Origin of the sequence: Bacillus sp. BD59S, assembly GCF_007363175.1 — a bacterium.
Lineage (GTDB): Bacteria > Bacillota > Bacilli > Bacillales > Bacillaceae_G > Bacillus_A > Bacillus_A pacificus.
Genome location: NZ_CP034686.1, coordinates 4,605,808 through 4,632,094, shown reverse-complemented (window position 1 = coordinate 4,632,094; position 26,287 = coordinate 4,605,808). Strand labels below are relative to the sequence as shown.

At 37.7% G+C, this 26,287-nt stretch carries 33 protein-coding genes and 1 riboswitch; of the genes, 23 read left to right on the top strand and 10 right to left on the bottom strand.

The annotated features are described in order from the left end of the window. Positions 1-43 precede the first annotated feature (43 nt). The 14 genes from EKQ63_RS26525 (at position 44) to sufB (ending at position 11,838) form a co-directional block, all read left to right on the top strand. On the top strand, positions 44-409 hold the full coding sequence (locus EKQ63_RS26525) for an arsenate reductase family protein (protein ID WP_000218967.1): 366 nt from the start codon (positions 44-46) through the stop codon (positions 407-409). Positions 410-450: 41 nt separating this feature from the next. Next, the gene (gcvH, locus tag EKQ63_RS26520; protein ID WP_000026900.1) at positions 451-834 is read left to right on the top strand and encodes a glycine cleavage system protein GcvH; all 384 of its coding nucleotides are present in this window, start codon (positions 451-453) and stop codon (positions 832-834) included. A gap of 498 nt (positions 835-1,332) precedes the next feature. Further along, positions 1,333-1,677, top strand: coding sequence for a toprim domain-containing protein (locus EKQ63_RS26515; protein ID WP_087955007.1), 345 nt, complete (start codon positions 1,333-1,335; stop codon positions 1,675-1,677). Between the two features lie 3 nt (positions 1,678-1,680). After that, positions 1,681-1,989, top strand: a complete 309-nt coding sequence (locus EKQ63_RS26510) for a thioredoxin family protein (protein WP_081257791.1) — start codon at positions 1,681-1,683, stop codon at positions 1,987-1,989. Positions 1,990-2,143: 154 nt separating this feature from the next. Continuing rightward, complete coding sequence (locus EKQ63_RS26505; RefSeq protein WP_087955006.1) at positions 2,144-2,488, top strand: hypothetical protein; 345 nt, start codon at positions 2,144-2,146, stop codon at positions 2,486-2,488. Between the two features lie 125 nt (positions 2,489-2,613). Then, a riboswitch (SAM riboswitch) is annotated at positions 2,614-2,721 on the top strand. Positions 2,722-3,020: 299 nt separating this feature from the next. Beyond that, positions 3,021-4,046: a methionine ABC transporter ATP-binding protein gene (locus tag EKQ63_RS26495; RefSeq protein ID WP_088326906.1), complete on the top strand. Its 1,026-nt coding sequence runs from the start codon at positions 3,021-3,023 to the stop codon at positions 4,044-4,046. Continuing rightward, positions 4,039-4,704 carry a methionine ABC transporter permease gene (locus EKQ63_RS26490; RefSeq protein ID WP_000359556.1) on the top strand — a complete coding sequence of 222 codons (666 nt, stop codon included), beginning with the start codon at positions 4,039-4,041 and terminating at the stop codon, positions 4,702-4,704. The genes EKQ63_RS26495 and EKQ63_RS26490 overlap by 8 nt, the downstream gene beginning before the upstream one ends. 24 nt (positions 4,705-4,728) lie before the next feature. Next, positions 4,729-5,541, top strand: a complete 813-nt coding sequence (gene metQ, locus EKQ63_RS26485; RefSeq protein WP_087955005.1) for a methionine ABC transporter substrate-binding lipoprotein MetQ — start codon at positions 4,729-4,731, stop codon at positions 5,539-5,541. 71 nt (positions 5,542-5,612) lie between these two features. Next, complete coding sequence (gene metQ / locus EKQ63_RS26480; RefSeq protein ID WP_087955004.1) at positions 5,613-6,419, top strand: methionine ABC transporter substrate-binding lipoprotein MetQ; 807 nt, start codon at positions 5,613-5,615, stop codon at positions 6,417-6,419. Positions 6,420-6,657: 238 nt separating this feature from the next. After that, on the top strand, positions 6,658-7,443 hold the full coding sequence (sufC, locus tag EKQ63_RS26475; RefSeq protein WP_061129185.1) for a Fe-S cluster assembly ATPase SufC: 786 nt from the start codon (positions 6,658-6,660) through the stop codon (positions 7,441-7,443). A gap of 15 nt (positions 7,444-7,458) precedes the next feature. Then, on the top strand, positions 7,459-8,751 hold the full coding sequence (gene sufD / locus EKQ63_RS26470) for a Fe-S cluster assembly protein SufD (protein WP_087955003.1): 1,293 nt from the start codon (positions 7,459-7,461) through the stop codon (positions 8,749-8,751). After that, entirely contained in the window at positions 8,751-9,971 is a 1,221-nt protein-coding gene (gene sufS, locus EKQ63_RS26465) for a cysteine desulfurase SufS (protein ID WP_001020760.1), read from the top strand. The genes sufD and sufS overlap by 1 nt, the downstream gene beginning before the upstream one ends. Then, the gene (gene sufU, locus EKQ63_RS26460; protein ID WP_000009523.1) at positions 9,961-10,392 is read left to right on the top strand and encodes a Fe-S cluster assembly sulfur transfer protein SufU; all 432 of its coding nucleotides are present in this window, start codon (positions 9,961-9,963) and stop codon (positions 10,390-10,392) included. The genes sufS and sufU overlap by 11 nt, the downstream gene beginning before the upstream one ends. A gap of 48 nt (positions 10,393-10,440) precedes the next feature. Then, entirely contained in the window at positions 10,441-11,838 is a 1,398-nt protein-coding gene (gene sufB / locus EKQ63_RS26455; RefSeq protein ID WP_001118827.1) for a Fe-S cluster assembly protein SufB, read from the top strand. Between the two features lie 240 nt (positions 11,839-12,078). Here sufB and EKQ63_RS26450 read toward each other — a convergent pair whose 3' ends face one another. Continuing rightward, entirely contained in the window at positions 12,079-12,807 is a 729-nt protein-coding gene (locus tag EKQ63_RS26450) for a VanZ family protein (RefSeq protein ID WP_088326904.1), read from the bottom strand. After that, entirely contained in the window at positions 12,807-13,136 is a 330-nt protein-coding gene (locus tag EKQ63_RS26445) for a PadR family transcriptional regulator (RefSeq protein WP_000356633.1), read from the bottom strand. Before EKQ63_RS26445 ends, EKQ63_RS26450 begins: the two co-directional genes overlap by 1 nt. 541 nt (positions 13,137-13,677) lie before the next feature. On the opposite strand from EKQ63_RS26445, the gene EKQ63_RS26435 reads away from it, so the two are divergent. The 3 genes from EKQ63_RS26435 to yunB all read left to right on the top strand — a co-directional run bounded on the left by EKQ63_RS26435 (position 13,678) and on the right by yunB (position 16,247). Next, positions 13,678-15,093, top strand: a complete 1,416-nt coding sequence (locus tag EKQ63_RS26435) for a bifunctional metallophosphatase/5'-nucleotidase (protein ID WP_206766604.1) — start codon at positions 13,678-13,680, stop codon at positions 15,091-15,093. A 65-nt stretch (positions 15,094-15,158) separates the two neighbouring features. After that, on the top strand, positions 15,159-15,461 hold the full coding sequence (locus tag EKQ63_RS26430; protein ID WP_000248463.1) for a YunC family protein: 303 nt from the start codon (positions 15,159-15,161) through the stop codon (positions 15,459-15,461). A gap of 54 nt (positions 15,462-15,515) precedes the next feature. Then, positions 15,516-16,247: a sporulation protein YunB gene (gene yunB / locus EKQ63_RS26425; RefSeq protein WP_087955000.1), complete on the top strand. Its 732-nt coding sequence runs from the start codon at positions 15,516-15,518 to the stop codon at positions 16,245-16,247. Positions 16,248-16,283: 36 nt separating this feature from the next. On the opposite strand, the gene EKQ63_RS26420 is transcribed toward yunB, so the two are convergent. Then, a complete protein-coding gene (locus EKQ63_RS26420) occupies positions 16,284-17,267 on the bottom strand; it encodes a M23 family metallopeptidase (RefSeq protein ID WP_000944672.1) in 984 nt (327 codons plus the stop codon). Positions 17,268-17,456: 189 nt separating this feature from the next. Between EKQ63_RS26420 and lipA the strand changes: the two genes are divergently transcribed. Continuing rightward, entirely contained in the window at positions 17,457-18,353 is an 897-nt protein-coding gene (gene lipA, locus EKQ63_RS26415; protein WP_000166370.1) for a lipoyl synthase, read from the top strand. A 20-nt stretch (positions 18,354-18,373) separates the two neighbouring features. On the opposite strand, the gene EKQ63_RS26410 is transcribed toward lipA, so the two are convergent. Together EKQ63_RS26410 and EKQ63_RS26405 are read right to left on the bottom strand one after the other, a co-directional pair. Beyond that, on the bottom strand, positions 18,374-18,853 hold the full coding sequence (locus tag EKQ63_RS26410; protein ID WP_143881645.1) for a YbaK/EbsC family protein: 480 nt from the start codon (positions 18,851-18,853) through the stop codon (positions 18,374-18,376). A gap of 74 nt (positions 18,854-18,927) precedes the next feature. After that, positions 18,928-19,482, bottom strand: a complete 555-nt coding sequence (locus EKQ63_RS26405) for a histidine phosphatase family protein (protein WP_087954997.1) — start codon at positions 19,480-19,482, stop codon at positions 18,928-18,930. Positions 19,483-19,615: 133 nt separating this feature from the next. Between EKQ63_RS26405 and EKQ63_RS26400 the strand changes: the two genes are divergently transcribed. After that, the gene (locus EKQ63_RS26400) at positions 19,616-20,059 is read left to right on the top strand and encodes a hypothetical protein (RefSeq protein WP_143881791.1); all 444 of its coding nucleotides are present in this window, start codon (positions 19,616-19,618) and stop codon (positions 20,057-20,059) included. 23 nt (positions 20,060-20,082) lie between these two features. On the opposite strand, the gene EKQ63_RS26395 is transcribed toward EKQ63_RS26400, so the two are convergent. Further along, entirely contained in the window at positions 20,083-20,898 is an 816-nt protein-coding gene (locus EKQ63_RS26395) for a YhfC family intramembrane metalloprotease (RefSeq protein WP_140168570.1), read from the bottom strand. Between the two features lie 99 nt (positions 20,899-20,997). On the opposite strand from EKQ63_RS26395, the gene EKQ63_RS26390 reads away from it, so the two are divergent. Continuing rightward, the gene (locus tag EKQ63_RS26390) at positions 20,998-21,729 is read left to right on the top strand and encodes a MerR family transcriptional regulator (RefSeq protein ID WP_000178117.1); all 732 of its coding nucleotides are present in this window, start codon (positions 20,998-21,000) and stop codon (positions 21,727-21,729) included. A 38-nt stretch (positions 21,730-21,767) separates the two neighbouring features. Here EKQ63_RS26390 and EKQ63_RS26385 read toward each other — a convergent pair whose 3' ends face one another. Next, a complete protein-coding gene (locus tag EKQ63_RS26385; protein WP_000744038.1) occupies positions 21,768-22,346 on the bottom strand; it encodes a YhcN/YlaJ family sporulation lipoprotein in 579 nt (192 codons plus the stop codon). 118 nt (positions 22,347-22,464) lie between these two features. Between EKQ63_RS26385 and EKQ63_RS26380 the strand changes: the two genes are divergently transcribed. Continuing rightward, a complete protein-coding gene (locus EKQ63_RS26380) occupies positions 22,465-22,767 on the top strand; it encodes a YutD family protein (RefSeq protein ID WP_000435943.1) in 303 nt (100 codons plus the stop codon). 40 nt (positions 22,768-22,807) lie between these two features. Here EKQ63_RS26380 and EKQ63_RS26375 read toward each other — a convergent pair whose 3' ends face one another. The 3 genes from EKQ63_RS26375 to glpX form a co-directional block, all read right to left on the bottom strand. Next, entirely contained in the window at positions 22,808-23,305 is a 498-nt protein-coding gene (locus EKQ63_RS26375; protein WP_087995174.1) for a DUF1062 domain-containing protein, read from the bottom strand. Positions 23,306-23,673: 368 nt separating this feature from the next. After that, on the bottom strand, positions 23,674-23,940 hold the full coding sequence (locus tag EKQ63_RS26370; protein WP_000392606.1) for a DUF3055 domain-containing protein: 267 nt from the start codon (positions 23,938-23,940) through the stop codon (positions 23,674-23,676). 17 nt (positions 23,941-23,957) lie between these two features. Continuing rightward, positions 23,958-24,929: a class II fructose-bisphosphatase gene (gene glpX, locus EKQ63_RS26365; protein ID WP_000439091.1), complete on the bottom strand. Its 972-nt coding sequence runs from the start codon at positions 24,927-24,929 to the stop codon at positions 23,958-23,960. Positions 24,930-25,076: 147 nt separating this feature from the next. Here glpX and EKQ63_RS26360 point away from each other — a divergent pair, with 147 nt between their 5' ends. Together EKQ63_RS26360 and EKQ63_RS26355 are read left to right on the top strand one after the other, a co-directional pair. Then, positions 25,077-25,517, top strand: coding sequence for a DUF86 domain-containing protein (locus EKQ63_RS26360; protein ID WP_087954992.1), 441 nt, complete (start codon positions 25,077-25,079; stop codon positions 25,515-25,517). A 71-nt stretch (positions 25,518-25,588) separates the two neighbouring features. Continuing rightward, on the top strand, positions 25,589-26,221 hold the full coding sequence (locus tag EKQ63_RS26355) for a helix-turn-helix transcriptional regulator (RefSeq protein ID WP_000503352.1): 633 nt from the start codon (positions 25,589-25,591) through the stop codon (positions 26,219-26,221). The last annotated feature ends 66 nt before the right edge of the window (positions 26,222-26,287 follow it).

The window sequence follows — 26,287 nt, the reverse complement described above, 5'->3', positions numbered from 1 at the left end:
CTATATGATAAAGGTAAAGGTTAGTAAAAAAGTAGGTGAATTTATGACAGTAACATTTTATTCATATCCAAAGTGTGGCACATGTCAAAAAGCAAAGAAATGGTTTGAGGCAAACGATGTAGCATATGAGATGATTCATATTGTTGAAAATCCACCATCAAAAGAAGATTTACGTAATTTACATGAAAAAAGTGAATTACCATTAAAAAAATTCTTTAATACAAGTGGAATGCGTTACCGTGAACTTGGTCTGAAAGATAAGCTAAAAGATGCAAGTGAAGACGAAATGTACGAGCTTTTAGCATCTGATGGCATGTTGATTAAACGTCCAATTGTAACAGATGGAACGAAGGTAACACTTGGTTTTAACGAAGAGCAGTTTGAAAGTGTGTGGAAAAAGTACCAATAAGGTATTTTTACATAATTAATACATTCACTGGAGGTACAGTCATGAGCATTCCAAATAATTTACGTTACTCTGAAGAACACGAATGGGTAAAAACTGAAGGTAATGAAGTTGTTATCGGTATTACTCACTTTGCACAAAGTGAGCTAGGCGATATCGTATTCGTTGAACTTCCAGAAGTAGGTGCAACAATCGAAGCTGACGAGCCATTCGGAAGCGTAGAATCTGTTAAAACAGTTTCTGAATTATACGCACCTGTAAGCGGTAAAGTTGTAGCAGTAAACGAAGAATTAAGTGACCAACCAGAACTTGTTAACGAATCTCCATACGAGGGTGCATGGATGGTTAAAGTTGAACTTTCTGATGCAAGCCAAGTTGAGAAGTTATTAACTGCTGAAAAATATGCAGAAATGACAAACCAAGACTAATCATAGTCGACTAAAGGACAGCCTTTGTGCTGTCCTTTTTTATTTTGTGTTACATAATACATTTAAAATCGAGTGTAAATGAATAAGCTATTATAGGAATGAATGTTTTTCGGTAAGGTTTTATGGAACTTTACAACCTGAAAGAGCCGCTTGCGCTTTTCATTGTCCAGCTCCACCTCCTAGCCCTTCATGTCTAAGAACCTTCCGCACGAGAAGACAAAAAGCGTCTTCTGTGCGAAAGAACCTTAGCCAACAGGGCTAAGAGTCGGTTCCGCTTTTCTTTATGATCCAGCTCCAGCGGCTAGATTGTTCGGTGGCTTCGCTTCTTCCTGCAAGGCAAAAAGCGCCTTTACGTCAGAAGCTCCATCCCCCTCACAATCTGAACGAGCCGCTTCCGCTTTTCTTTTGCAAAAATAAACAGGAAACAACATGAAAATAACGAATATACTATATACTAAGTTAAAGGTTGTATAGTATATGGTGATCGGGTGATGACATATGGTTTATGTAGAAAAAGTCATTATTGTAGAAGGTACATCAGATAGAAGAAAGATTGAATCTATTATTCGTGAACCGGTGGAAATTGTTTGTACAAATGGTACAATTGGTTTGTCGAAAATGGATGAGCTCATTGATCAGTTTTTTGATAAGGATGTGTATGTACTAGTGGATGCTGATGATGCTGGAGAAAAGTTAAGGAAACAATTCCGTAAAGAATTTCCGCAAGCAGAGCATATTTATATTGATCGCTCGTACAGAGAAGTGGCAACTGCGCCATCTTCACACTTAGCAAATGTATTATGGGGAGCTGACATTGACGTTTATACAGAATATTTACGGTAAGGAATGATAGAAGTGATTGACTGGACAGGAGCCGAAGCTACAGCCCTAATAGAGAATGAAGAAAAAACAGTGTTATATGTATATACTCCAATGTGTGGAACATGCCAATTAGCAAAAAAGATGTTAACGGTTGTTGAGCTGACAATTGAAGATTTGAAAATTGGAATGTTGGATTTAAATTATGCTCCGCATTTAGCAAAAGAGTATGGAATCGAAAGTGTACCGTGTTTACTTGTTTTTGAAAATGGGACACTGATGAAGAAGATATACGCATTTCATTCGGTTGAATATTTATATACGGAATTAAAGTAGGCGGCAAAGTTTTTGCCGCCTCGACATATTTCTCGGGAAATATGTCGAGATGCAGGGTGGTTACAGTATTTGTCGAGCGAAAGTAACAGGATTGCTCTTTAGTGAGAGGGAATGGTATGTGTAATAGAAAGTGATATGAAGGATGTGATTTAGAGTGGAATTATATTCTTTGCTGCAATCATTTGTAAATTACGCTAATGGTCAATATCATTTAGAGCCGCTTTTAAGACAAGGAGAAAAAACTGTTAATTTCCGCTTTGGAGATGAAAGTTGTTCGTTACAAATTTCAAGAGATTATATAGAGCTGTTGAAAGAAGAAAGAGGAACGGAGCAAATCGTTTGTGCAGATGAAGAAGATGTAAAACAATTAGTGAATGGTAATGTACGATTGCAAATGTTAATGAATGATGGACGTGTACAATATTCGGGAACGTATCGAACGATGCTATTAGTTGAATCGATGTTTCATATATGTAAACCGATGTCAGTAGGTGCTTAAAATTCTGAAGTTTCATTTTTTGCGAAAATTTCTGTTGACATGGTGTGTGGATATTGATACAATTCAATTCATAAAATATAGACAATTTCATAAATTACAAATCAGACGAAAATGTAATCTGATTTCTCTTATCAAGAGAGGTGGAGGGACTGTGCCCTGTGAAGCCCGGCAACCGTCAACTTATGTTGAAATGGTGCCAATTCCTGCAAAGCAAATGCTTTGAGAGATGAGAGAGAGGGATAATGTTGTTATATACGCACATAAACCTTTCTGCTTCTCTAAAGCGGAAAGGTTTTTTTGTTGTTTGAATGTGGAGGACATTCAAATAATAAAAGTAGTGATAATGGTGGACTACACGCATTAAACATAAAAAATTGCGGAGTCGACCAAAAATCTAGCTCCAGCGGCTAGAATAGTCGGTCGTTTCATCCCTTCCTATGAGGCAAAAAGCGCCTCTACGTCTGGGATTTGGGCGCCCTCTTGTTCTAAGCGAGCCGCTTACGCTTTTTATTAAAAAAAGGGGTGATACACCATGATTCTATTAGAGAATGTAAAGAAAATATATAAAGCAAAAAGCGGTGATGTCACTGCTGTAGATAATGCCAATTTAAAAATAGATAAAGGTGAAATATTTGGTGTTATCGGATATAGTGGCGCTGGAAAAAGTTCTTTAATTCGATTATTCAATCAGTTGGAGAAACCAACTTCAGGCCAAATTACAATTGCAAATCGCGTGATTTCAGCGATTACAGGAAGCGAACTTCGTAAGGCAAGGCAAGAAATCGGAATGATTTTTCAACACTTCAACTTACTTTGGTCACGAACTGTACGTGAAAATATCGAGTTCCCACTTGAAATTGCAGGTGTTGATAAGGCGAAGAGAAGAAAACGTGTTGATGAGCTAATTCATCTTGTTGGATTAGAAGGGAGAGGAGACGCGTATCCATCTCAGCTGAGCGGAGGCCAAAAGCAACGTGTTGGGATTGCAAGAGCATTAGCTAACAACCCACAAGTACTTTTATGTGATGAAGCAACGTCAGCTCTTGATCCAGAAACGACAGATCAAATTTTAGATTTATTATTAGATATTAATAAACGTCTCGGTTTAACGATTGTACTTATTACACATGAGATGCACGTAATTCGAAAGATTTGTAATCGTGTTGCGGTAATGGAGAAAGGGAAAATTGTAGAAACAGGTCCAGTACTTGATGTGTTCCGTAATCCACAGCAAGACATGACGAAACGATTTGTACAGCAGTTAACGGATTCTGAAGATACAAATGAAACGATTGAAAGTTTAATTGAAAAATATCCAGATGGAAAAGTAGTTCGTTTGCAGTTTATCGGTGAAGCGGTAGAAAGACCAGTACTTCAAAGATTAATGCAACGCAGTGATATAGAAGTTAGCATTTTGCAAGGAAATATCGCACAAACGAATAACGGCTCTTACGGTAGTTTAGTTGTTCATTTAAATGGTGAGGAAACAGCGATTCAGCAAGCAATAGAGGGAATACATCAAGATCAAGTAGAGCTGGAGGTGATTGCACATGGATAAGTTACTCACAAATGTTGATTGGAATCAAATGTTAGAAGCAACTGGTGAAACGTTATATATGACGGCAATCGCAGCTCTTGCCACATTTGTTTTAGGACTCATTTTAGGATTGTTACTCTTTATGACAGCGAAAGATAATTTATGGGAAAACAAAGCGGTTAACACAGCGATTGGAGCGTTCGTAAACATTTTTCGCTCGATACCGTTCATCATTTTAATTATTTTATTAATTCCATTCACAAAGATTTTGCTTGGAACAATTCTTGGAGCGAGTGCTGCGCTTCCAGCTTTAATTATTGGAGCGGCACCATTTTATGCAAGAATGGTTGAAATTGCACTTCGTGAAATTGATAAAGGGGTAATTGAAGCTTCAAAGGCGATGGGAGCAAAAACAAGCACAATTATTTTGAAAGTGTTAATTCCAGAATCGTTACCAGCGTTAGTATCTGGTATTACGGTTACGACAATTGCTTTAGTGGGCTATACAGCAATGGCGGGAGTTGTTGGTGCTGGTGGACTTGGAACACTTGCTTACTTAGAAGGATTCCAACGAGGGAATAACGATGTAACAATCGTTGCGACAATTTGTGTATTACTAGTTGTATTTTTCATTCAGTGGATTGGTGATCGTGTAACGACTCGAATAGATAAACGATAATAAACAAACGGGAGGATGTTTCAAATGAAAAAATTATTACTTACAGCATTGATTTCAACTTCAATTTTTGGGTTAGCTGCTTGTGGCGGAAAAGATAAAGATGAAAAGAAACTTGTTGTGGGGGCTTCTAACGTACCGCACGCTGAAATTTTAGAGAAGGCAAAACCGTTACTTGAGAAAAAAGGAATTGAATTAAAAGTGAAAAAATTCCAAGATTACGTTTTACCAAATAAAGCGTTAGCGGATAAGGAATTAGATGCAAACTACTTCCAGCACATTCCGTATTTAGAAAAAGAAATGAAAGATAAAAAATATGATTTTGAAGTAGCAGGAAAAATTCATTTAGAACCGATTGGTGTATATTCTCAAAAATATAAGAGCTTAAAAGAACTTCCAGACGGAGCGACAATTATTATGAGTAATTCAGTTGCTGACCATGGACGTGGTTTAGCAATTTTACAAAAAGAAGGTATTTTAAAAATTAAAGACGGAGTAGATCCAGTTAAAGCAACTCCAAAAGATATCGCGGATAACCCGAAAAACTTGAAATTCAAAACAGATATCGAGCCTGGTTTATTACCACAAGTGTATAACAATAAAGAAGGCGACGCTGTTTTAATTAACTCGAACTATGCAATTGATGCGAAGTTAAACCCAGAAAAAGATGCAATTGCAATTGAAGGAAATGATTCACCGTACGCAAACGTAGTAGCTGTTCGTAAAGGTGATAAAGATAAGAAAGAGATCAAGGCTCTTGTAGAAGTATTACATTCTAAAGAAATTGAAGACTTTATTAACAAAGAATATAAAGGAGCGGTTGTTCCTGTAAAAGAATAATTGCTGCAAAGGGTTGGTGTATGCCGGCCCTTTTTATAACTACATAACTATTGGGGAGAAGGGGACATCATATGAAAAAGATTTTACTGTCAGTTGTTACAGCACTATCTGTATTTACATTAGCTGCTTGCGGGGGAAAAGATGAGAATAAGCTTGTTGTTGGAGCTTCTAACGTGCCGCACGCTGTTATTTTAGAAAAAGCACAGCCAATATTAGAGAAAAAGGGTATTAAATTAGAAATTAAAAAGTTCCAAGATTATGTGTTGCCGAATAAAGCGTTAGCGGATAAGGAAATTGATGCGAACTACTTCCAACACATTCCGTACTTAAATAAAGAAATTCAAGAAAAGGGATATAAAATTGTAAACGCAGGAAAAATCCATTTAGAGCCAATGGGCATTTATTCTAAGAAATATAAAAGCTTAAAAGACTTGCCGGATGGCGGGACAGTGATTATGAGTAATAACGTAGCGGAGCGTGGCCGTATGCTAGCATTGTTACAAAAAGGTGGTGTTATTAAATTAAAAGACGGAGTAGATGTTGTTAAAGCAACAGTGAAAGATGTTGTAGAAAACCCGAAACACTTAAAGTTTAAAACAGATGTAGAGCCTGGTCTTTCACCGAAGTTATATGAAAATAATGAGGGTGATGCATTATTTATTAATTCAAACTATGCAATTGATGCGAAATTAAATCCAACAAAGGACGCTATTGCCATTGAAGGATCAGACTCTCCGTATGCAAATATTATTGCAGTTCGTAAAGGTGACGAGAAGAAAAAAGAAATTAAAGAGCTAGTAGAAGTACTGCATTCAAAAGAAATTCAAGATTTTATTAATAAAGAATATAAAGGTGCGGTACTTCCAGTAAGTGAATAAATATAAGGAAAGGACTGGAAAATTACCAGTCCTTTTTTCTTTATATAAATAAGAAGAAAGGTGTATCATAGAAAGATGTGAAGGAAATACTTATATACATTTGTGAAAAAATTGTTACTTTTTTTCGTCGTTTGCGATATCATTTTATTTGATATAAAATTAGAATGAGAATAAAATGAGAATATGAACGTTTTAGGAATTTTTAAAATGTATATATAGGATTAATGGAGGTATTGAGATGGCTGGTTCTACATTAACGGTTAAAGACTTACACGTATCAATTGATGGCAAAGAAATTTTAAAAGGTGTAAACCTTGAAGTAAAAGGTGGAGAAATCCACGCAATTATGGGACCTAACGGAACAGGTAAATCAACTTTATCTTCTGCAATTATGGGTCACCCAAAATATGAAGTAACAGAAGGTAGCATCATCATCGACGGTGAAGATGTATTAGAAATGGAAGTAGACGAGCGCGCACAAGCAGGTCTATTCCTAGCAATGCAATATCCAAGTGAAATTAGCGGAGTAACAAACGCTGACTTCTTACGTTCTGCAATTAACGCACGTCGTGAAGAAGGCGATGAAATTTCTCTTATGAAATTTATCCGTACATTAGATAAAAACATGGAATTCCTAGAAATGGATCCAGAAATGGCACAACGTTACTTAAACGAAGGTTTCTCTGGCGGTGAGAAAAAACGTAACGAAATTCTTCAATTAATGATGATTGAGCCAAAAATCGCAATCTTAGACGAAATTGACTCAGGTCTTGATATCGATGCATTAAAAGTTGTATCTAAAGGTATTAACGAAATGCGCGGCGAAGACTTCGGTTGCCTAATGATTACGCATTACCAACGTTTATTAAACTACATCACTCCAGACTTCGTTCACGTTATGATGAACGGTCGCATCGTTAAATCTGGTGGCCCTGAGCTTGCACAACGTCTAGAAGCGGAAGGTTACGACTGGATTAAAAAAGAATTAGGTATTGAAGACGAAACAACAGAGCAAGAAGCGTAAGAGAGGAGCATAAACATGACAATCGGTACATTACCTTTCGATCAAGAAACAATCCGTCAACGCGCAAGCGAAGTAAACGAAGCAGCTTGGTTGACTGAGTTCCGCTTACAAGCTCTTGCACAAGCAACTGAACTTCCAATGCCAACGCCTGATAAAACGAAAATTGACAAATGGGACTTTATCGGAAAAGGCGACGCTGCTAAGCAAGAGCCTGTAAGTTCTTTAACAGAGCTTCCAGAAGCAGTGAAAAACTTAATCGATGAAAATAACAGCGTATTAGTGCAACGTACTGGTACAACTGCATTCGTTTCTTTAGCAGACGAAGCAAAAGAAAAAGGTGTTATTTTTACAGACATCGTAACAGCTGCAACAGAGCATGCTGAACTAGTACAAAAGTACTTAATGAAAGACGGCGTGAAGGTAGACGAGCATCGTCTAACTGCACTTCATGCTGCATTAATCAACGGCGGTGCATTCATATATGTTCCGAAAAACGTTGTTCTTGAAACTCCACTTCAAGCTGTATTCTTAGTAGACGGTGAAGAAGCTAACGTATATAACCACGTATTATTCGTAGCTGATGCGAACAGTACTGCAACTTATGTAGAAAACTACGTTGCAAATGAAAATGCTAAAGGTATTGCAAATATCGTAGCAGAAGTAATCGTGGAACAAGGCGCACAAGTGAAATTCGGTGCGGTTGATCTATTAGCAAAAGACGTAACAACTTACGTTAACCGCCGTGGTATTGTTGGACGCGACGGCCGTGTTGATTGGGCTCTAGGCCTTATGAATGACGGAAACACAATTTCAGAGAACGTTACAAACTTAATGGGCGACGGTTCATATGCTGATACAAAAACAGTAACAATTGGCCGTGGTAACCAAACGCAAAACTTTACAACTAAAGTTGTTCACTTCGGTAAACACTCTGAAGGTTGGATTTTAAAACACGGTGTACAAAAAGATAGTGCAACATCTATCTTTAACGGAATTGGTAAGATTGAACACGGTGCATCTAAATCAAATGCACAACAATCTTCTCGCGTTCTTATGTTAGATGAGAAAGCACGCGGTGATGCAAACCCAATTCTTTTAATTGACGAAGATGATGTAATGGCAGGTCACGCAGCTTCAGTAGGTCGCGTAGATCCAACTCAACTATACTACTTAATGAGCCGTGGTATTCCAAAACGCGAAGCAGAACGTTTAGTCATCCATGGATTCTTAGCACCTGTAGTTAATGAGCTTCCAATTGAAGGAGTAAAAGCACAGCTTGTTGAGGTAATTGAAAGGAAAGTTCGCTAATGAATATTCATGAAATACGCAAACAGTTTCCAATTCTTGATCAAAAAGTGAACGGCAAACAACTTGTTTATTTCGATAGTGCAGCAACTTCTCAAAAACCAATTCAAGTCATTGAAACGTTAGAGCGTTACTATAAAGAATACAATTCTAACGTGCATCGCGGTGTTCATACGCTCGGTACGAAAGCTACCGACGCGTATGAAGGTGCACGTGAGAAAGTTCGCAAGTTTATCAATGCGAAATCAATGGAAGAGATTATTTTCACACGCGGAACGACAACTGCATTAAATACAGTAGCAGCTAGCTATGGTCTTGAAAATGTAAAAGAGGGCGATGAAATCGTTATTTCTTACATGGAGCACCATAGTAATATCATTCCGTGGCAACAAGTTGCGAAGAAAACTGGTGCAACTTTAAAATATCTTCCGCTTCAACCAGATGGGACAATTTCAATAGAAGATGCTCGTCAAACAATTACACCGAATACAAAAATCGTTTCTATCATGTATGTTTCTAACGTACTTGGAACGATTAACCCTGTAAAAGAAATCGGAGCAATTGCACACGAAAATGGCGCAATTATGGTCGTTGACGGTGCACAAAGTACACCTCACATGAAAGTGGATGTACAAGATTTAAACTGTGATTTCTACGCATTATCTGCTCATAAGATGTGCGGACCTACAGGTATCGGCGTATTATATGGTAAAAAAGAATTGCTAAACAATATGGAGCCAATTGAATTTGGTGGTGAAATGATTGATTTCGTAGATTTACAAGAATCTACTTGGAAAGAGCTTCCGTGGAAGTTTGAAGCAGGTACACCGATTATCGGTAATGCAATCGGACTTGGTGCGGCAATTGATTTCCTAGAAGAAATCGGTCTTGATAATATTGAAAAGCATGAGCATGAATTAGCGCAATACGCTTTAGAAAGACTATCAGAAGTAGATGGCGTTACAATTTATGGTCCAAAGCATCGCGCTGGTCTTGTTACATTTAATATTGAAGACGTACATCCTCACGATGTTGCGACTGTATTAGATGTAGAAGGCATTGCAGTTCGCGCAGGACATCACTGTGCACAACCGCTTATGAAGTGGCTAAAAGCTTCTTCAACAGCACGTGCGAGCTTCTATTTATATAATACAAAAGAAGAAATTGATACATTTGTTGACTCGCTAATCAAGACAAAGGAGTATTTCACAAATGTCATTTAATAATTTAGATACGTTATATCGTCAAGTTATTATGGATCATTACAAAAATCCTCGTAACCATGGCGTATTAGAAGATAGTGTTACCGTTAACTTGAACAATCCAACTTGCGGTGATCGTATTCAACTTACGATGAAAGTAGAAGAAGGTATTGTGCAAGAGGCGAAGTTTGAAGGCGAAGGATGTTCAATCTCAATGTCTTCAGCTTCAATGATGACACAAGCAGTAAAAGGTAAGAAAATTGAAGAAGCACTTCAGCTTTCGAAAATTTTCTCTGACATGATGCTAGGAAAAGAGTACGATGACAGCATCGATTTAGGAGATATTGAAGCATTACAAGGCGTATGCAAGTTCCCTGCACGTATTAAATGTGCAACATTAGCGTGGAAAGCGTTAGAAAAGGGCTTAAACGAAGATAAGTAATGTTAAAGGTTCCTAAAAACGAGGTTATCTAAGGAGGGACACACCAACATGGCGAAGCAACTGCCAGATATCGGCGATTATAAATATGGTTTCAAAGACAAAGACGTTTCGATTTTCCGTGCTGGACGCGGTTTAACAAAAGAGATCGTTGAAGAGATTTCACGTATGAAAGAAGAACCACAGTGGATGTTAGACTTCCGTTTAAAATCACTGGATAAGTTCTACGAAATGCCAATGCCACAATGGGGCGGCGACTTAAACGACTTAGATTTCGATGAAATTACGTACTACGTAAAACCATCTGAGAAATCTGAGAAGTCTTGGGATGAAGTACCTGATGAAATTAAAGCAACATTTGATAAATTAGGTATTCCAGAAGCTGAGCAAAAATATTTAGCTGGTGTATCTGCACAGTACGAATCTGAAGTTGTATACCACAACATGAAAGAAGACCTAGAAGCTCTAGGAATCGTCTTCAAAGATACAGATAGCGCATTAAAAGAGAACGAAGATATTTTCCGTGAGCATTTCGGAAAAGTAATCCCACCAACAGACAACAAATTCTCTGCATTAAACTCTGCAGTTTGGTCTGGTGGATCATTCATCTACGTTCCAAAAGGTGTGAAAGTTGATACACCACTTCAAGCGTATTTCCGTATAAACTCTGAAAATATGGGACAATTCGAGCGTACGCTTATCATCGTAGACGAAGGCGCACACGTACACTACGTAGAAGGTTGTACAGCACCTGTTTACACGACTAACTCACTTCATAGTGCGGTAGTAGAAATCATCATTAAGAAAGATGCTTATTGCCGTTATACAACAATCCAAAACTGGGCGAACAACGTATACAACCTAGTTACAAAACGTGCGGTTTGTGAAGAAAACGCAACGATGGAATGGATTGACGGTAACATCGGATCTAAATTAACGATGAAATACCCAGCAGTTATCTTAAAAGGCGAAGGCGCTCGTGGTTTAACATTATCTATCGCGATTGCTGGTAAAGGCCAACACCAAGATGCTGGTGCAAAAATGATTCACTTAGCACCAAACACGTCTTCAACAATCGTTTCTAAATCGATTGCGAAGCATGGTGGTAAAGTAACTTACCGTGGTATCGTACACTTCGGACCAAAAGCGAAAAACTCTCGCTCTAACATCGAGTGTGACACGTTAATCATGGATAACCAATCTACATCTGATACAATTCCTTACAACGAAATCAAAAACGATTACGTTTCACTTGAGCACGAAGCGAAAGTATCAAAAGTATCAGAAGAACAATTATTCTACCTAATGAGCCGCGGTATTTCTGAGCAAGAAGCTACAGAAATGATCGTAATGGGCTTCATCGAGCCATTCACTCGCGAACTTCCAATGGAATACGCAGTTGAAATGAACCGCCTAATCAAGTTTGAGATGGAAGGTTCTATTGGTTAATAGAGAAAGTAGAAGCGCCCTGCTGTGCAGGGCGCTTTTTTATGTTGTGTGAGCTTGGTTTGGGGTGGGGTTAGCCGAGATACCTAGGTGGGTTTCTGGCTAACTATATCAGCGATTTTTCAAATATATCGATCACAACTCGGAATATATCGGCGATTATTTCAATATATCGACGATTCGACAAGGAATATCGACTTATCAACAAATTACGACAGGAAGAACAGGCCGTATACCCCGAACCTAAATCGTATCCACCTTATCCACAGATTTAACACGTTCCCAAATATAATTCATCCCAACAAAAGAACCATACCCAATTAAAGCTCCTAGCACATTGAGTATGATGTCATCAATATCGAAAACACCAGTAAAGGTAAGGAGTTGTAACGATTCAATTAATAAAATAAACTTAATAAAAATTTTGGATGCTATTTTTACATTGTTAATTTGTTTAAATAATAAAGGTAGCAGGAATCCGAATGGGATGAATATGATGACGTTTCCTAATGTATTCATAAGTACGATGTCTAGATTATAAGAATCAAATTCAGTTAAATAGCGGATTGTACTTTTGAAAGGAACTAAGTTTATTAACCCACCGTGTATAGCATGCCAGTCACCTGTTTCAAAGAAGTACTTCAGATTACCAAAGTAAAAAGCTGACCTCCCGATCAATAGTTTAAATAATAAAACAAATGAATACGGTAAAAACAATACCCAGCCAATCCACTGTACATATTTTTGCGTAGAAGATTGCATCGCTTTTTCAATTTCGGTTCCTAAAGTTGAGGCTTCTCCAAAATTTTGAATGGCTAATGCAGTAGCTTCTTCTTCAGGTTTTCCTTGATCGAGAAATTCTTGTTTTAAACTTGTAAGATGATCGTAAATTTCGAAGTATAGTTCGTCTCTATCAGATTGGGATAGGTTTGTTTTTTGAACGATACTCTTTATGTATTTTTCAATCGTCATTAATTTAAAGCTCCTTTCTGACAAGTTTTAATAAGAGCTGTAACTGAATCCCACGCTGTTAGTTTTTCTTCTAAAATTTTCTTTCCGTTCGTAGTAATGCGATAAAATTTTCGTTTCATACCCGTTTCAGATTCACCCCAGTAGGAATTGATTAAATCCTTTTGCTCCAGACGTTTGAGTGCTGGATAGAGTGTACCTTGGCTCATTGTGTATAAATCATTGCTGTTTTCTTTTAGCTTTTGAATAATTTCATATCCGTACGTATCATGCTGTTTAATGATGGAGAGAAGTAAAATATCAATACTTCCTTTTAATATCTCTTTATCCATTTTATGGTTCACCACCTTATAATGAGATTGTAACACGACATATGTCGTGTTACAAGGTATATGTACATGAGTATACCCCTGCTAGTATATATTGAAATATATCGGCGATTTTTCAAATATATCGATCACAACTCGGAATATATCGGCGATTATTTCAATATATCGACGATTCGACAAGGAATATCGATTTATCAACAAATTACGACATAGTAGAGCGGGCGTATACCCCTCAATATTTAGATGATATGCATGAAGTGGCCGAATGGAAGTAGTTGAGGCTAAGATACTGACAAATCCCCACAAGGAACCCCACCAAACTCCTTGTAAAACACTCAACAAACTTTCTGACAAATCCCCCCGTTCTACCAACGAATCCAACAACTAAAAAAAGAAAATTTCTCATATGAAAAAGGGCAATCTTTTGCTTTTTCTCACAATGCGAGTACAATGTAAAATAGCAAGAAAAGACGAAAAGTATTTACAGGATTATTGCGTACGTGTAGCGTAAATGGCAGTAAGGAACTGAGAGGAGGTTTTTTCTCTGAATATAAATAAAGAAACAATTATCCACCTTTATCATACAAACGATATACATAGTCATTTTGAAAATTGGCCGCAAATTTCTCGGTTTGTACAAGGAGAGAAAAAGCGAAGACAGGGAGCGGGAGAGACCGTTTTGACTGTAGATATCGGCGATCATGTGGATCGTTTTCATAGTATTTCGGAAGCGACGAATGGGCTTGGCAATACGAAGCTTTTAAATGAGGCGTTATATGATTATGTAACGATCGGAAACAATGAAGGAATTACGTTAGCGAAGGAGCATTTGAATCGTCTATATGATGATGCTGGATTTGAGGTGCTTGTCGCGAATTTATTTGAAAAAGAAGGGGTACGTCCAGAGTGGGCAAAGCCTTATAAATTACATACAACGACAGATGGGATTACGATTGCTTTTATCGGATTAACGGTTGCGTATCCAGAGTTTTATCAAATGTTAGATTGGCATATTGAAGATCCAATTGAGCATTTAGAGTCTATTTTAGAAGAAGTGAGAGATGAGGCTCATATAACGGTTGTCCTTTCTCACCTTGGAAAAAGCATGGATGAGCATATGGCGGAGCAGTATGATATAGATGTTATTTTAGGGGCACATACGCATCATTTATTTGAGCGTGGTGTTCTTATGAATCATACGTTACTATGCTGTTGTGAGAAGTGGGGACGTTACGTTGGGCACGTTCAACTTACTGTGGATAAAGAGACGAAGAAGCTGTTGAAAAAGGATGGTAGAGCGATTAAGACTGAACGTTTAGGTGCTTATAACAAACCATTATCCACAATTGAAGCGCTGCAGGAAGAAAGTGAACATATTATGGAAGAGCCTGTCGTTCATCTAAAGGAATCATTACCGGTTAATTGGTTTCATGAGACAGCATTTTCGCACATGTTAGCAAATGCGCTAAAAACGTGGTGCGGTGCAGAGATTGGCATGGTGAACGCTGGTGTACTTCTTGAAGGATTAGAAGAAGGCGTTGTGACGCGCGGAGATATTCACAGAATTTGTCCACATCCCATTAATCCATGTTTATTGAAAGTGCCGGGGAAAACGTTACGAGAAGTGATCTTGAAAGCACGTCGCCCGAATATGGAGAACCTTGAGGTAAAAGGATTCGGATTCCGCGGGAAAGTGATGGGGAAAATGATTTACGCTGGTATAGAAGTCATTCCAGATACGATTCCTGGGAATAAAATTTTACTCGAAGATGTATTAATTAACGGGGAATCGCTGGAATTAGATCGTATATATACAGTAGGAACGATTGATATGTTTACATTCGGCTACTTATACCCAGAGCTATCCACACTTTCTGACAAACAATATTATATGCCAGAACTACTTAGAGATGTGTTAACAGACATGTTAATAACTCATACATCTTCCGTCAAACTATAGGCTAGTTAACTTGTAACACTCATTTTTCTCTTGTCATACAGATAAGAAAGAGAGGAGTGTGAACTATGGTTAACGTGGAGCCAATTATAATTGATAATTATACGTTTATTGCGGTTAGCGTCAAACTTCCAAAGACAAACTTGCTAGCTGTAATGAGCGATAAAGGATATATTATGTGCGGTGCATTAGATGTAGGTCTTTTAAATGAGAAGTTAGGGGATCGAGGTATTATTGCTGGTCGCGCGGTTGGTGTAAGAACGATTGAACAACTTCTTGAAGCACCGCTAGAATCAGTAACGATTGAAGCCGAAGCGTTAGGTATTACGGCTGGCACAATCGGAAAAGAAGCATTATTAAAAATGAGATAAGCATATATCGTCCCTCCTTCTTGCATAGAAATGATATAAGAAGGAGGGTTTTGTATGAGTATATTTCGTTCGAAAAATTCGCGTTTTCGAAGGGGACCTATTTCCTTTCGGCACATACTGCTTATGTCGTTTATTCTTTTTGTCATATTACTCGTGCAAGGATTATGGATTGTGAATAGCAGCATTCAGCCGACATTAATGAAATATGGAGAAGTAGAGACACATAAAATGGCGACAGCGGTTATGACGAAGGCGCTAAAAGATAGAATCGATGAAGGATTCGATGTCGATTCATTAATGAAAGTACAAAATGATAAAAACGGGAAAGTATCCACAATTAATTTGAATACAAAACAAGTAAATGAAATTGTAACATCAACGACCACATACATAGAAAAATATTTACAGCAAGTAGAACAAGGTGATTTGAAGGGGCTAGGTATTTCTGAAAAGACTGGGGCAACGATGGCAGTTCCGTTTGGTCGTGTAACAAATAATGCGCTTCTTGGAAATATAGGACCCGACATTCCAATTGATTTCACAACGATTGGTCATGTAAATACGGATATTAAACAAAAAATTGAGCCGCACGGAATCAATACGACTGCGATTCAAATTATTATGGAGATGGAAGTGACGTTGCAAGTGATTATTCCATTTCATACGAAAGAAATAAAAGTAAAACAAGATGTTCCGATTGCGACGCGTATCGTTCAAGGGGAAGTGCCTACGTATTATGGAAGCGGAAGTGTTTTTGTACCTGATAAAAAGAAAACGGGTAGTTAGCCATAGTTAAAAAATAACCGTAGCAATGTGCTACGGTTATCGTTTTGTATTCGCGCGTTCTTTTCGTTCCCATAGACTTAAATGCATGTATGGATCGAAAGCCCATTCTGTATAACCGTTGTCTTTATAGATGCCGAAATGTAAGTGGGGTGGAAATTTTCCAGCTGTGCCGGGAGGGCCGTAACCGGTGCTACCAACAAATCCGATTACTTTTCCAGGCTCGACAATTTGTCCAAGCTGTATTTCTTTTGAGAATCCGCCTAAGTGAGCGTAATAATGATAATTGTTATGAAGGTCACGAATACCGATGCGCCATCCGCCAAGGCGGTTCCAGCCTTTTGTTTCAATAATGCCATAGCAAGTGGATCTTACTGGTACGCCATAGCCTGCAAAAATATCGGTTCCTTCATGAACTCTTCTTCCTCCAAAACTTCTTCCAGCGCCGAAAGTACTTCGGTAGCTATGGTCACTGCGAATAGGGAGAGGGAAAGCATTTCCTTCTAAATTAATACGTCCATAATGTTTATAGATTTGGGCGTATTCGGTAATTAAATCAACTGTTTTTGCACGTCTATAATATTCCCAGAGCATGATTTTAATACGTTCTTCTGACGTTCCTTGTTTCTTTAAAATTGTTGCTGCTGTATGCAAAAGGTCACGGTCGTTATTTGCATTTGCAAATCCATCTTTGTCACCATCTAAACCTAATCCGCCAAATAGAGCAATTGTATGGGGGAGAGTGTCGTTACCATTAACAGGTCCAGCCCATATTTCTGGTTTGAAATAAAGGGAAATGATGGCATCTGGTTTTTTCGGAATATCTTTTCTTACGCTCCGTATATTTCTTTCGTATTGATCCATTGCAGCTAAGTAATACCACGGAATGCCTGAAGATTGCTCGGTTTCTTTATATAGTGCCATGCGCTTTTCGTATATGCTTTGCTGATTATCTTCACCGTAAGCGATGTTTTGGTGGAGAAGAAAGCAAATCGAAAGCAAAAGAGAAATTTTTCGAAGCATGAAATAGACTCCTTTCACATCATCACTCTTTTTAGTGTGGGATATACGGAGTATTTCATTATAGGGAACGATTGGAAAAAATCTTAGAATCTTCATTTGAGCAAATCGCTTTCATACGTTAGAATAGATATGTTACATTGAAAGAAGCGAACACGGTAAACTATTTCATATTGTGCGGAGTTGATAACCATGACAAAACAAACAGAATATAAGCGCAAGCCCGAATGGTTGAAAATTAAGTTAAACACGAATGAAAACTATACAGGCTTAAAGAAAATGATGCGTTCTAAAAATCTTCATACAGTTTGTGAGGAAGCAAAATGTCCGAATATTCATGAATGCTGGGCTGTAAGAAAAACAGCAACATTTATGATTTTAGGTGCGGTTTGTACACGTGCTTGTCGTTTTTGTGCGGTTAAAACAGGCTTACCAACTGAGCTTGATTTACAAGAGCCAGAACGCGTAGCAGATTCTGTAGTACAAATGGGCTTAAAGCACGTTGTTATAACAGCGGTTGCACGTGATGATTTAAAAGATGGTGGAGCAGCTGTTTTTGCTGAAACAGTACGCGCTGTACGTCGTAAAAATCCATTTACGTCAATCGAAGTATTACCATCTGATATGGGTGGAGTAGAAGAAAACTTAAAAATGTTAATGGATGCAAAACCAGATATTTTAAACCATAACATTGAAACAGTACGTCGATTATCTGACCGAGTTCGCGCTAGAGCAAAATATGATCGTTCATTAGAGTTTTTACGTCGAGCAAAAGAAATGCAGCCTGATATTCCAACTAAATCGAGCATTATGGTGGGCTTAGGTGAAACGAGAGAAGATTTAATTGAAGCAATGGATGACTTACGTGCAAACAATGTGGATATTTTAACTCTTGGACAATACCTACAACCATCTAAGAAGCATTTACCAGTTCTTAAATATTACCCACCAGCAGAATTTGCAGAGCTAAAAGAAATTGCACTTAGCAAAGGCTTTAGCCACTGTGAAGCTGGCCCACTTGTGCGTTCTTCTTATCATGCGGACGAGCAAGTTCGTTCTGCGAAAGAAAACACAGCAGAAGCAAAATAATGAAAAAAGAGAGCTAATGATTAGCTCTCTTTTTGTTTGTACTCTAAAACAGTGTTTGAACATGTTAATAAAATTTTTTTTAATTCCTCTGTGGATAATTCAATTGTAAATTCAGGTACACCGGGTGTAATTAAAATTTTATCGTACATATAAATAGCGCTATCCACAATAATCGCTACATGTTGTGAATAACCGAAAGGAGCTACACATCCTGGCGTACAACCAGTTTCTTCCCTTAGCTCATTAGGTGAACAGAGGGATAAGCTTTCTCCCGTTATTTCTTTCATCTCTCCTCGGTTGAGCCGAGTTCCTTCTAACGTAAAAAAGACGTAATAATTTCCGGATTTTGATTTTAAAAATAAGCTTTTACTTGGAGTACCTTGTAAGCCAAGCCTCTCGCGTACGATCCGGTCTGTCTCATAATCGAGTACTGGTTCGTGTTCGAATTTTTCATAAGAAACATTTGTTTTATGTAGTAAAGCAAGTACATCTTCGTACATATGGAGTGATACCCCTTTCTATTATTAGTACAGTTTCTTCTCGTGGCGTCAACTGAATGTGTTGGAAAGAGATATTACTTGGACGGTGCTGTCCATAATCGTTTTAGGCTACATTGTTCATCAATTGTAATTTCGTACATATCAGGATTCGTTAAAGCTCGCCATTCATGAAAACCAATCGTATGATCAAAGTGCTTTAAAATGAGCGTAAGTAAGTTTCCATGTGTAACGAGTAGTGTTGTAGTATGGTTTAATTTTAAAACGTTTTGGATAAGCGATATAGCACGGTCCGTTGCTTGTTTTGTCGACTCTCCGCCTGAAAAGGCAATATCTATATTTGTAAAAGTAGATTCTAGTTTTTGCATCCAATCGTCCATTGGAACGTTGCTTAATATGCGTTCAGCTAATCTTTCATCTTCTTGGATAGGTAAGCTAGCTTGGAACGCGTAGGGCCGAATAGAATCGATAGCTCGCACAAATGGGCTTGAAATAATATGATCTATTTGTAGTTGGTTTTCTAAAAGGAATGTAGCAAGGGTGTTTGCTTGTTTTTTTCCATCGGTCGTTAATTCGGCATCACGTTCTTGTCCAGTTGCTGAACAATGTCGTATTACAATCAATTTCTTCATAATTCATCCCCATCTTTCAAGTTGACGCTATATACTTCGACAAATGTGGAAAAAATTCCTTTTTATTGGAAACGACATAATGATCTAAGCATGTGGAAAAGTAATGTGGATAATAAAAAATTGAGGTGCAATGATGAAAAAAATGATATATACCGTATTCATTATTTGTTTTCTTACACAAATGTCCACAACATATGCACAATCCAATCAAAAAATAGATTATCCAAGTAATCGAAATAAGTCATTTGTGAGCGAAGATGTGTTTTACGAACAGTTAGATAAGAAAATGTATAAAGAATACAATAATGCAGCGTATAGTGTTCGGAAAAAAATTTCATTTAAAGAAGTACCTGATGAAGAATCTTATTTTCGGCAAAAAACAGCCGTGGGTTGTCGGGGTGAAGTGGTGCTTCAAGATGCTTTTGTTCACCCTGATCGCCAAGTTTATTTTTTCGCTTCCTTTTCTCAAAATGAAGTAGAAGAGTTACACAAGTACATCGTTATAGATGCAGAAACAAAGAAGGAGCTGCAAAGTGGCAAAAGTTATCATCACTATGATAATCCATATAAAAAATAACCCACCAATTGGCGGGTTATTTTTTATTCCGGCACACTCATTAATTTCTCTTTCATTTTACGAATAAGAATGATAGCACCGATTGTGAAGAGAAGGGTAATTCCTTCTACAACAAAGATGTTAATTGTTTTCGTTTGATAAAGTGCCGCGAAGAAGTCTACAAGTGCGTGGAATAGTATAGCGTACACAAGGAAGATATACTTCTTCTGTTTTACTGCGTATAAAACAAGCATCGTAAAGGCGATTTGCAGCACGAGAGCCATAATTCTTTCTAAGCTACCAAGGAAATATAAGTAGGCAGGTTGCTGAATTAACATGTCCTGTAGGCGGCTTAGCTCCGGCATTTTTTCAACCATTTGAGCGAAGCTACCATTGTTAATTGAATTCGCAAATATAAGTGCTTGGAATGCAGAGAACCCACCAACTAAAATAGATTCTATCCCGCCGTGACCAATTCCATAAGCGAAGCCATCTTTATATTCTTGATATTTTTTTAGTAAGAAAAAGAAGGCAACGAAGCGACCTAATTCTTCAAAAATACCAGCAGTTAGTCCCCCATAAAGTGCGAAGACAAATGGATTTTCTAAAATTGGAGCGATTGCTGGATTACCGCGCATAAATAGGTGGAATGGTGTTTCGAGAATTTGGGTAAATCCGATAAAGATAAGAACACCAACGCCGACTACTTTCCAATTAATATTGTATTTCTTACGGAAATAAACGAGTACAATAATTGGGACCAGAATCGAAACAACGAGTTGAAATATGATGCTGGCAATTACAGTATTTGAAACCATACTTTCACCGCTTTCTAATATATGTACATATCTATTATGCATGAAATATAGTGGAGATGAAACTTTTAACAAATAATGAATTTACTTATTGACTCTAACGTTGCGTCATACTTTATCGTATGTATTAAGGGGGAGATACACATGACAATGAAGGTAAAAGAAGTAGCTAGTTTAGTTGGAATTAGTGTGCGCACACTGCATCATTACGATGAAATTGGGTTGTTAACCCCAGACGAGACGACAGAGTCTGGATATCGTCTGTATTCCAATGAAAATTTAGAGACATTGCAGCAAATTTTATTTTTTAAAGAACTAGGCTTCCCTTTGAAGAAAATTAAAGACATTATCATGAGTCCATCATTTGACCGGAAAGAGGCACTGCAGCTTCATAAAAAAATGCTTCTTGAAAAGCGTGCTCGGTTAGATAAAGTGATTGCGACGATTGATAAGACAATTCAGCATACAAAAGGAGAGATTGAAATGACGAACAAAGAGAAATTTGAAGGCTTCGATTTCAGCCATAATCCGTACGAAGAAGAAGCGCGTGAAAGATGGGGAGACGCAGCTGTAGATAAAGCGAATGAATATGCGAAAGGTATGTCAAAAGACAATCAAGAAGAGTTTAATACGATTTACAGAAACTTAGCGGCACTTAGACACGGCGCACCAGATTCTAAAGAGGCACAAGAAGCAATTGGAGTATGGTACAATTACTTGCAAAACTTCGGTGAATATTCATTAGATGCTTTTAAAGGACTTGGTCAAATGTACGTCGCTGATGAGCGCTTTACGAAAAATATCGATAAGTTTGGTGAAGGATTAGCTCAGTTTATGTGTGACGCGATGGAGGTTTACGCAAATCGTAAGAAATAGTAAAAAAATAAAGAAGATGGAGGTTTTCTCCACCTTCTTTATTTTTTTATCATATCATTCAAAGTCTGATCCCCCGTATTGTTCAAATGAGGATTTTTGCTCATTTCACGTTTTAACATATCGAGGCTCTGTGTATATTCTGTATCATTTAAGGCACCAGATTGAAGGCCTTGAATTTGAGAAATCAACTTTTGGTCTGTTGATACATATGCTTTATAATAGCGAGGGACGATGGACAAAGCAGCTCTATATACTTGATCCGCTACGAGTTTTGGATCTGTTGTGTTTGCACGGTATACAACAAATACTTCATCATCGGTAACGAGTGTAGCAGCGTTTGTAACGTCAGGAAGTTTGACTGTCATACTTGTAATCATTTCAGCGACTTTCTCACGGTTAATGGCTCCTACTTGTTTGTTAGATACTTCATGCTTTTGTTTAGATGAATAGCCGACTCTTGTAAGCCGTGTATTTGTATTTTCCGTATGATACATGTCGTTTTTATTGGAAACAAGAACACGACTTCCTTCTTCACGTTCCATTTCGGCTTTATTCGTTGATTGGCAGCCTGCAAATAAGGAAAGAGTGAGAAGAGAAAGTATAATTTGTTTTTTCACGATGTATCACCTCCTTCTCCATAGCATGCACTAATTTTCAATTTTTTGTATTTGAAATTGTTGGTTGGTATGCTTTGTGATACGATAAAAAGAAGAATGCTTAGAGAGGAAGTTAATGATGGAGCAAAAGCAAGAGATTCATGCTACGGTGAGCATTAATAATGTTCAGTACGAAGTAATTAAAAACTTTCGTGACGGTTTTAGTGAAGAAGCATTTAAAGAGCGCTATGCAGAAATTTTAAATAAATATGATTACATCGTTGGGGACTGGGGTTATGAGCAACTTAGATTGCGCGGATTCTTTGATGATAGTAACCAGCGTGCGACATATGATACGAAAATTAGTACGTTAACGGAGTATTTATACGAGTACTGTAACTTTGGTTGTGCACACTTCGTATTACGAAAAGTGAAGAAGTAAAAAAATCCTCTTACGATTGTAAGAGGATTTTTTTACTTGCTCACAAACAAATTGAAATAGAATCGCCTTCAGAAAGTATTGCGTTTGGTTTCATTTGTTGTCCGTTCAATTGAATATCCCCATTTTTAATTTTATCCACAATGCGTGTACGGCTCCAGTCGGAAATATATGTGGATAAGGCTTTATCGATTCGGTGTGAACCGAAAACGATATCTAGTACGATCGTGATTTCGGCTATGCCGTTTTCTTTATGTTGTGTAATGGAAATGGTAGTAGTTGTTTCTGGTTGATCCTGCTGCGTCATATCGACTGTTTCAACGTGATCAGTAAATGCTTTATAAATACGAAGTTTTTGATTCCACGTATGATCTTTCGGACATTTATAAATGGCAAAGCGGTATATGTTTTTTCCGTTGGCATTATGCCTACGAATATTTGTGTCAGTAAATAGGGTAGTGCGTCTGCAATTTTTACAATATTTTTCAATTGTACCTTGTTCATTTTCATATAAGCTCCAAGAAAGTTGTACTTTCTGCATTTTCCTTCACCTCTTATAGTAGTGGTAAAGGAACGTAATACAGCTATTTGGATGTCTTGTAGTATGAAGACATGAGGAAAAGACAAAAATAAAAGGAGGTTCCCTTAGGAACCTCCGTAAACATCATACTACAGATGCAATACGTTCCTTTGTAATGGGAATGGGCAGACTACTCCCTTGAAAAAGCACGGTGCTTTTTTGAGAGTAATGCTATCCAATTGCTGGTCCATTACAAAGTAGATGTTGGCATACGTAGATAACGTCCTTTCTATCCAAATAGATTTATTCTTCATTATAACATAAAAGATTGAAAATTCAAAACTCTATTGATGAAAAGCACCAGCTAAAAAGCTGGTGCCTAAGATAAATTATATAAGTTCAAATAAAAATGAGCGTAGTTCTTCTGCAATTTCTTCAGTCATAGAAAATGCGTGCTCTAAGTAGCCTGGTTCGTTTAAATCGTCAGCGCCGATGATTGCGAATTTATTACGCTGCATATCAAGGACAATTGTTTTACCGTAATGACGATCGGAGTATAATAGCGCTAAATCATGACGCTCATTTTCTCCCATAAAGCTAACGAAACGAGTTTTTGTAGCGACAGTGTCGTCGTACAGAAAGAAACGTTCTTCCATACACATGGCTCCTTTTATTAAATATCTAAGTTTAAGTGTGGCTTATGATCTAAATGGTGATGCGTTTTAATGAATCGTACTGTTCTTGTTTTGTAACGCATTACGATAGAGTATGTTTCAGCTAAATCTCCGCCTAGGAATTTCACGCCGTCTAATAACTCACCAGCAGATACACCAGTTGCTGAGAAGATTGCATCATCACCAGATACTAAGTCTTCTAGCATTAGAAGTTGACGAGGATCTTCTAATCCCATTTCACGACAACGAGCTTCTTCTTCTTCGTTCATTGGAACTAAGCGAGCTTGCATTTCACCTTCAAGACATTTTAATGCTGCTGCAGAAATAACGCCTTCTGGAGCTCCGCCGATACCTACGAATAAGTCGATACCTGTTCCAGGTAGTGCTGTTGCGATTGACGCACCAACATCACCGTCACCAAATAATTTTACACGTGCACCTTTTGCACGAACACGATCGATAATATCTTGATGACGTTCACGTTCTTGAACGATAACTGTTAGATCGCGAATCTTTTTATTGTTAGCTTCTGCTACAATTTCAATTGTTTTTTCAATTGGATCATCTAAGCTAATTTTACCAGCTGCTTTTGGACCAACCGCGATTTTTTCCATGTACATATCAGGAGCATGAAGAAGGTTTCCTTTATCTGCGATTGCGATAACTGCCATTGCATTTGCAAGACCTTTTGCAACGATGTTTGTACCTTCTAATGGGTCAACGGCGATATCTACTTCTGGACCGTTACCTGTTCCTAGTTCTTCACCAATATATAACATCGGTGCTTCATCAAGTTCTCCTTCACCAATTACAACTGTACCTGCCATGTTTACTGAATCGAACATATCACGCATTGCTGTAGTTGCTGCATCATCTGCTTCGTTTTTCTTTCCGCGGCCCATCCACTGTGCGGATGCTAATGCTGCTGCTTCTGTTACACGGACAATTTCTAGTGCGAGTTCACGTTCCAAGATTCCATTCCTCCAATTTCAAAAATCATACAAATATAACTATAACAAATAACGGAGAAAAGGTGAATTCGAAAAATTGTCGATTTTTTCAGAAGAAAGCGTTACAATTAAAATGTAAATGCTTTAATTTCCAGGTAGGTGACATTCATGTATTTTGTAGACAGAAAGAAAATAGAACAAATGCTAGTATGTTTAGAACGAGCAACAAGTACATTTCAAGAGAAAAAGATATATGAAACCGAGTTTGAATTTTACGCATTAGAACGCATAGCCCATCTTATTATTGATTCTGTATTAGATGTAGGGAATGCGATGATTGATGGATTTATTATGCGCGACCCAGGAAGTTATGAAGATATTATCGATATTTTAATGGACGAGCGAGTGATAAGTGCAAAAGATGGACAAGGGATGAAAGAAATTATCCTTCTTCGAAAAATGCTTACGCAAGATTATATTCAAATGAATCATGATGAATTATATAAGACGATTCAAAAACACATTGCAGTGGTAGAGAAATACCCAGCAAATATTCGTAGTTATTTAGAGAAGGAATTAGGACCTGTATCTGCATTTGTACCAGAATAATTATGCTTATAAGATCCCCAGAGAATGCCTTTTGGGGGTCTTATATTGTATGTGAGGGAGAAGGGTGAAGCATGGGGGAAGCACGTACGACGAAAGATGAAATTGTACAGTTGTTGAAAGTAAAAGGAGAGCACACGGTAGCGGAACTAGCTGAAATTTTAGAGATTACAGAAATGGCAATTCGAAGACATTTAAGTAATCTTGAGAAAGATGGTTTCATCTATTCCAAGATGGTAAGGCAACATGTCGGAAGACCAACTTATTTGTATGGATTAAGCGAAAAGGGAGAAGATACATTCCCGAAAGAGTATAAACAATTTGCAATTGATATGCTAGAAGATTTAGCGCGAATGGGCGATGAAAAAATACTTCGTTACGTTTTAAAAGAGAGAACAAAGCGAATGGAAGAACAATTGCAAAAGCGAGTGAGTAATCAAAAGAATTTAGCATATAAAGTGCAAGAGATAGCAGCTATGCAAGAGAAAAATGGTTATATGGTTCAAATTAAGAGAGACGGAGAGAACTCTTTCGTAATTGAAAAACAAAACTGTCCGTTAAAGGAAATTGCAGAGAGATTCCCGCAAGTGTGTGAAGATGAAAAAGAGATGTATAATCGTTTATTTGCGAACGCAGATGTGAAAACGCTAGCAAACATGTGCGAGGGCGATTGTAGTTGTTCTTACCAAATAAAAGAGAAAAAATGAACGTTATGGGGCGCTTTAAGGTAAAGCGTTTTTTTCTTTGTAAAAAGCGGGTAATATAAGAGTGGT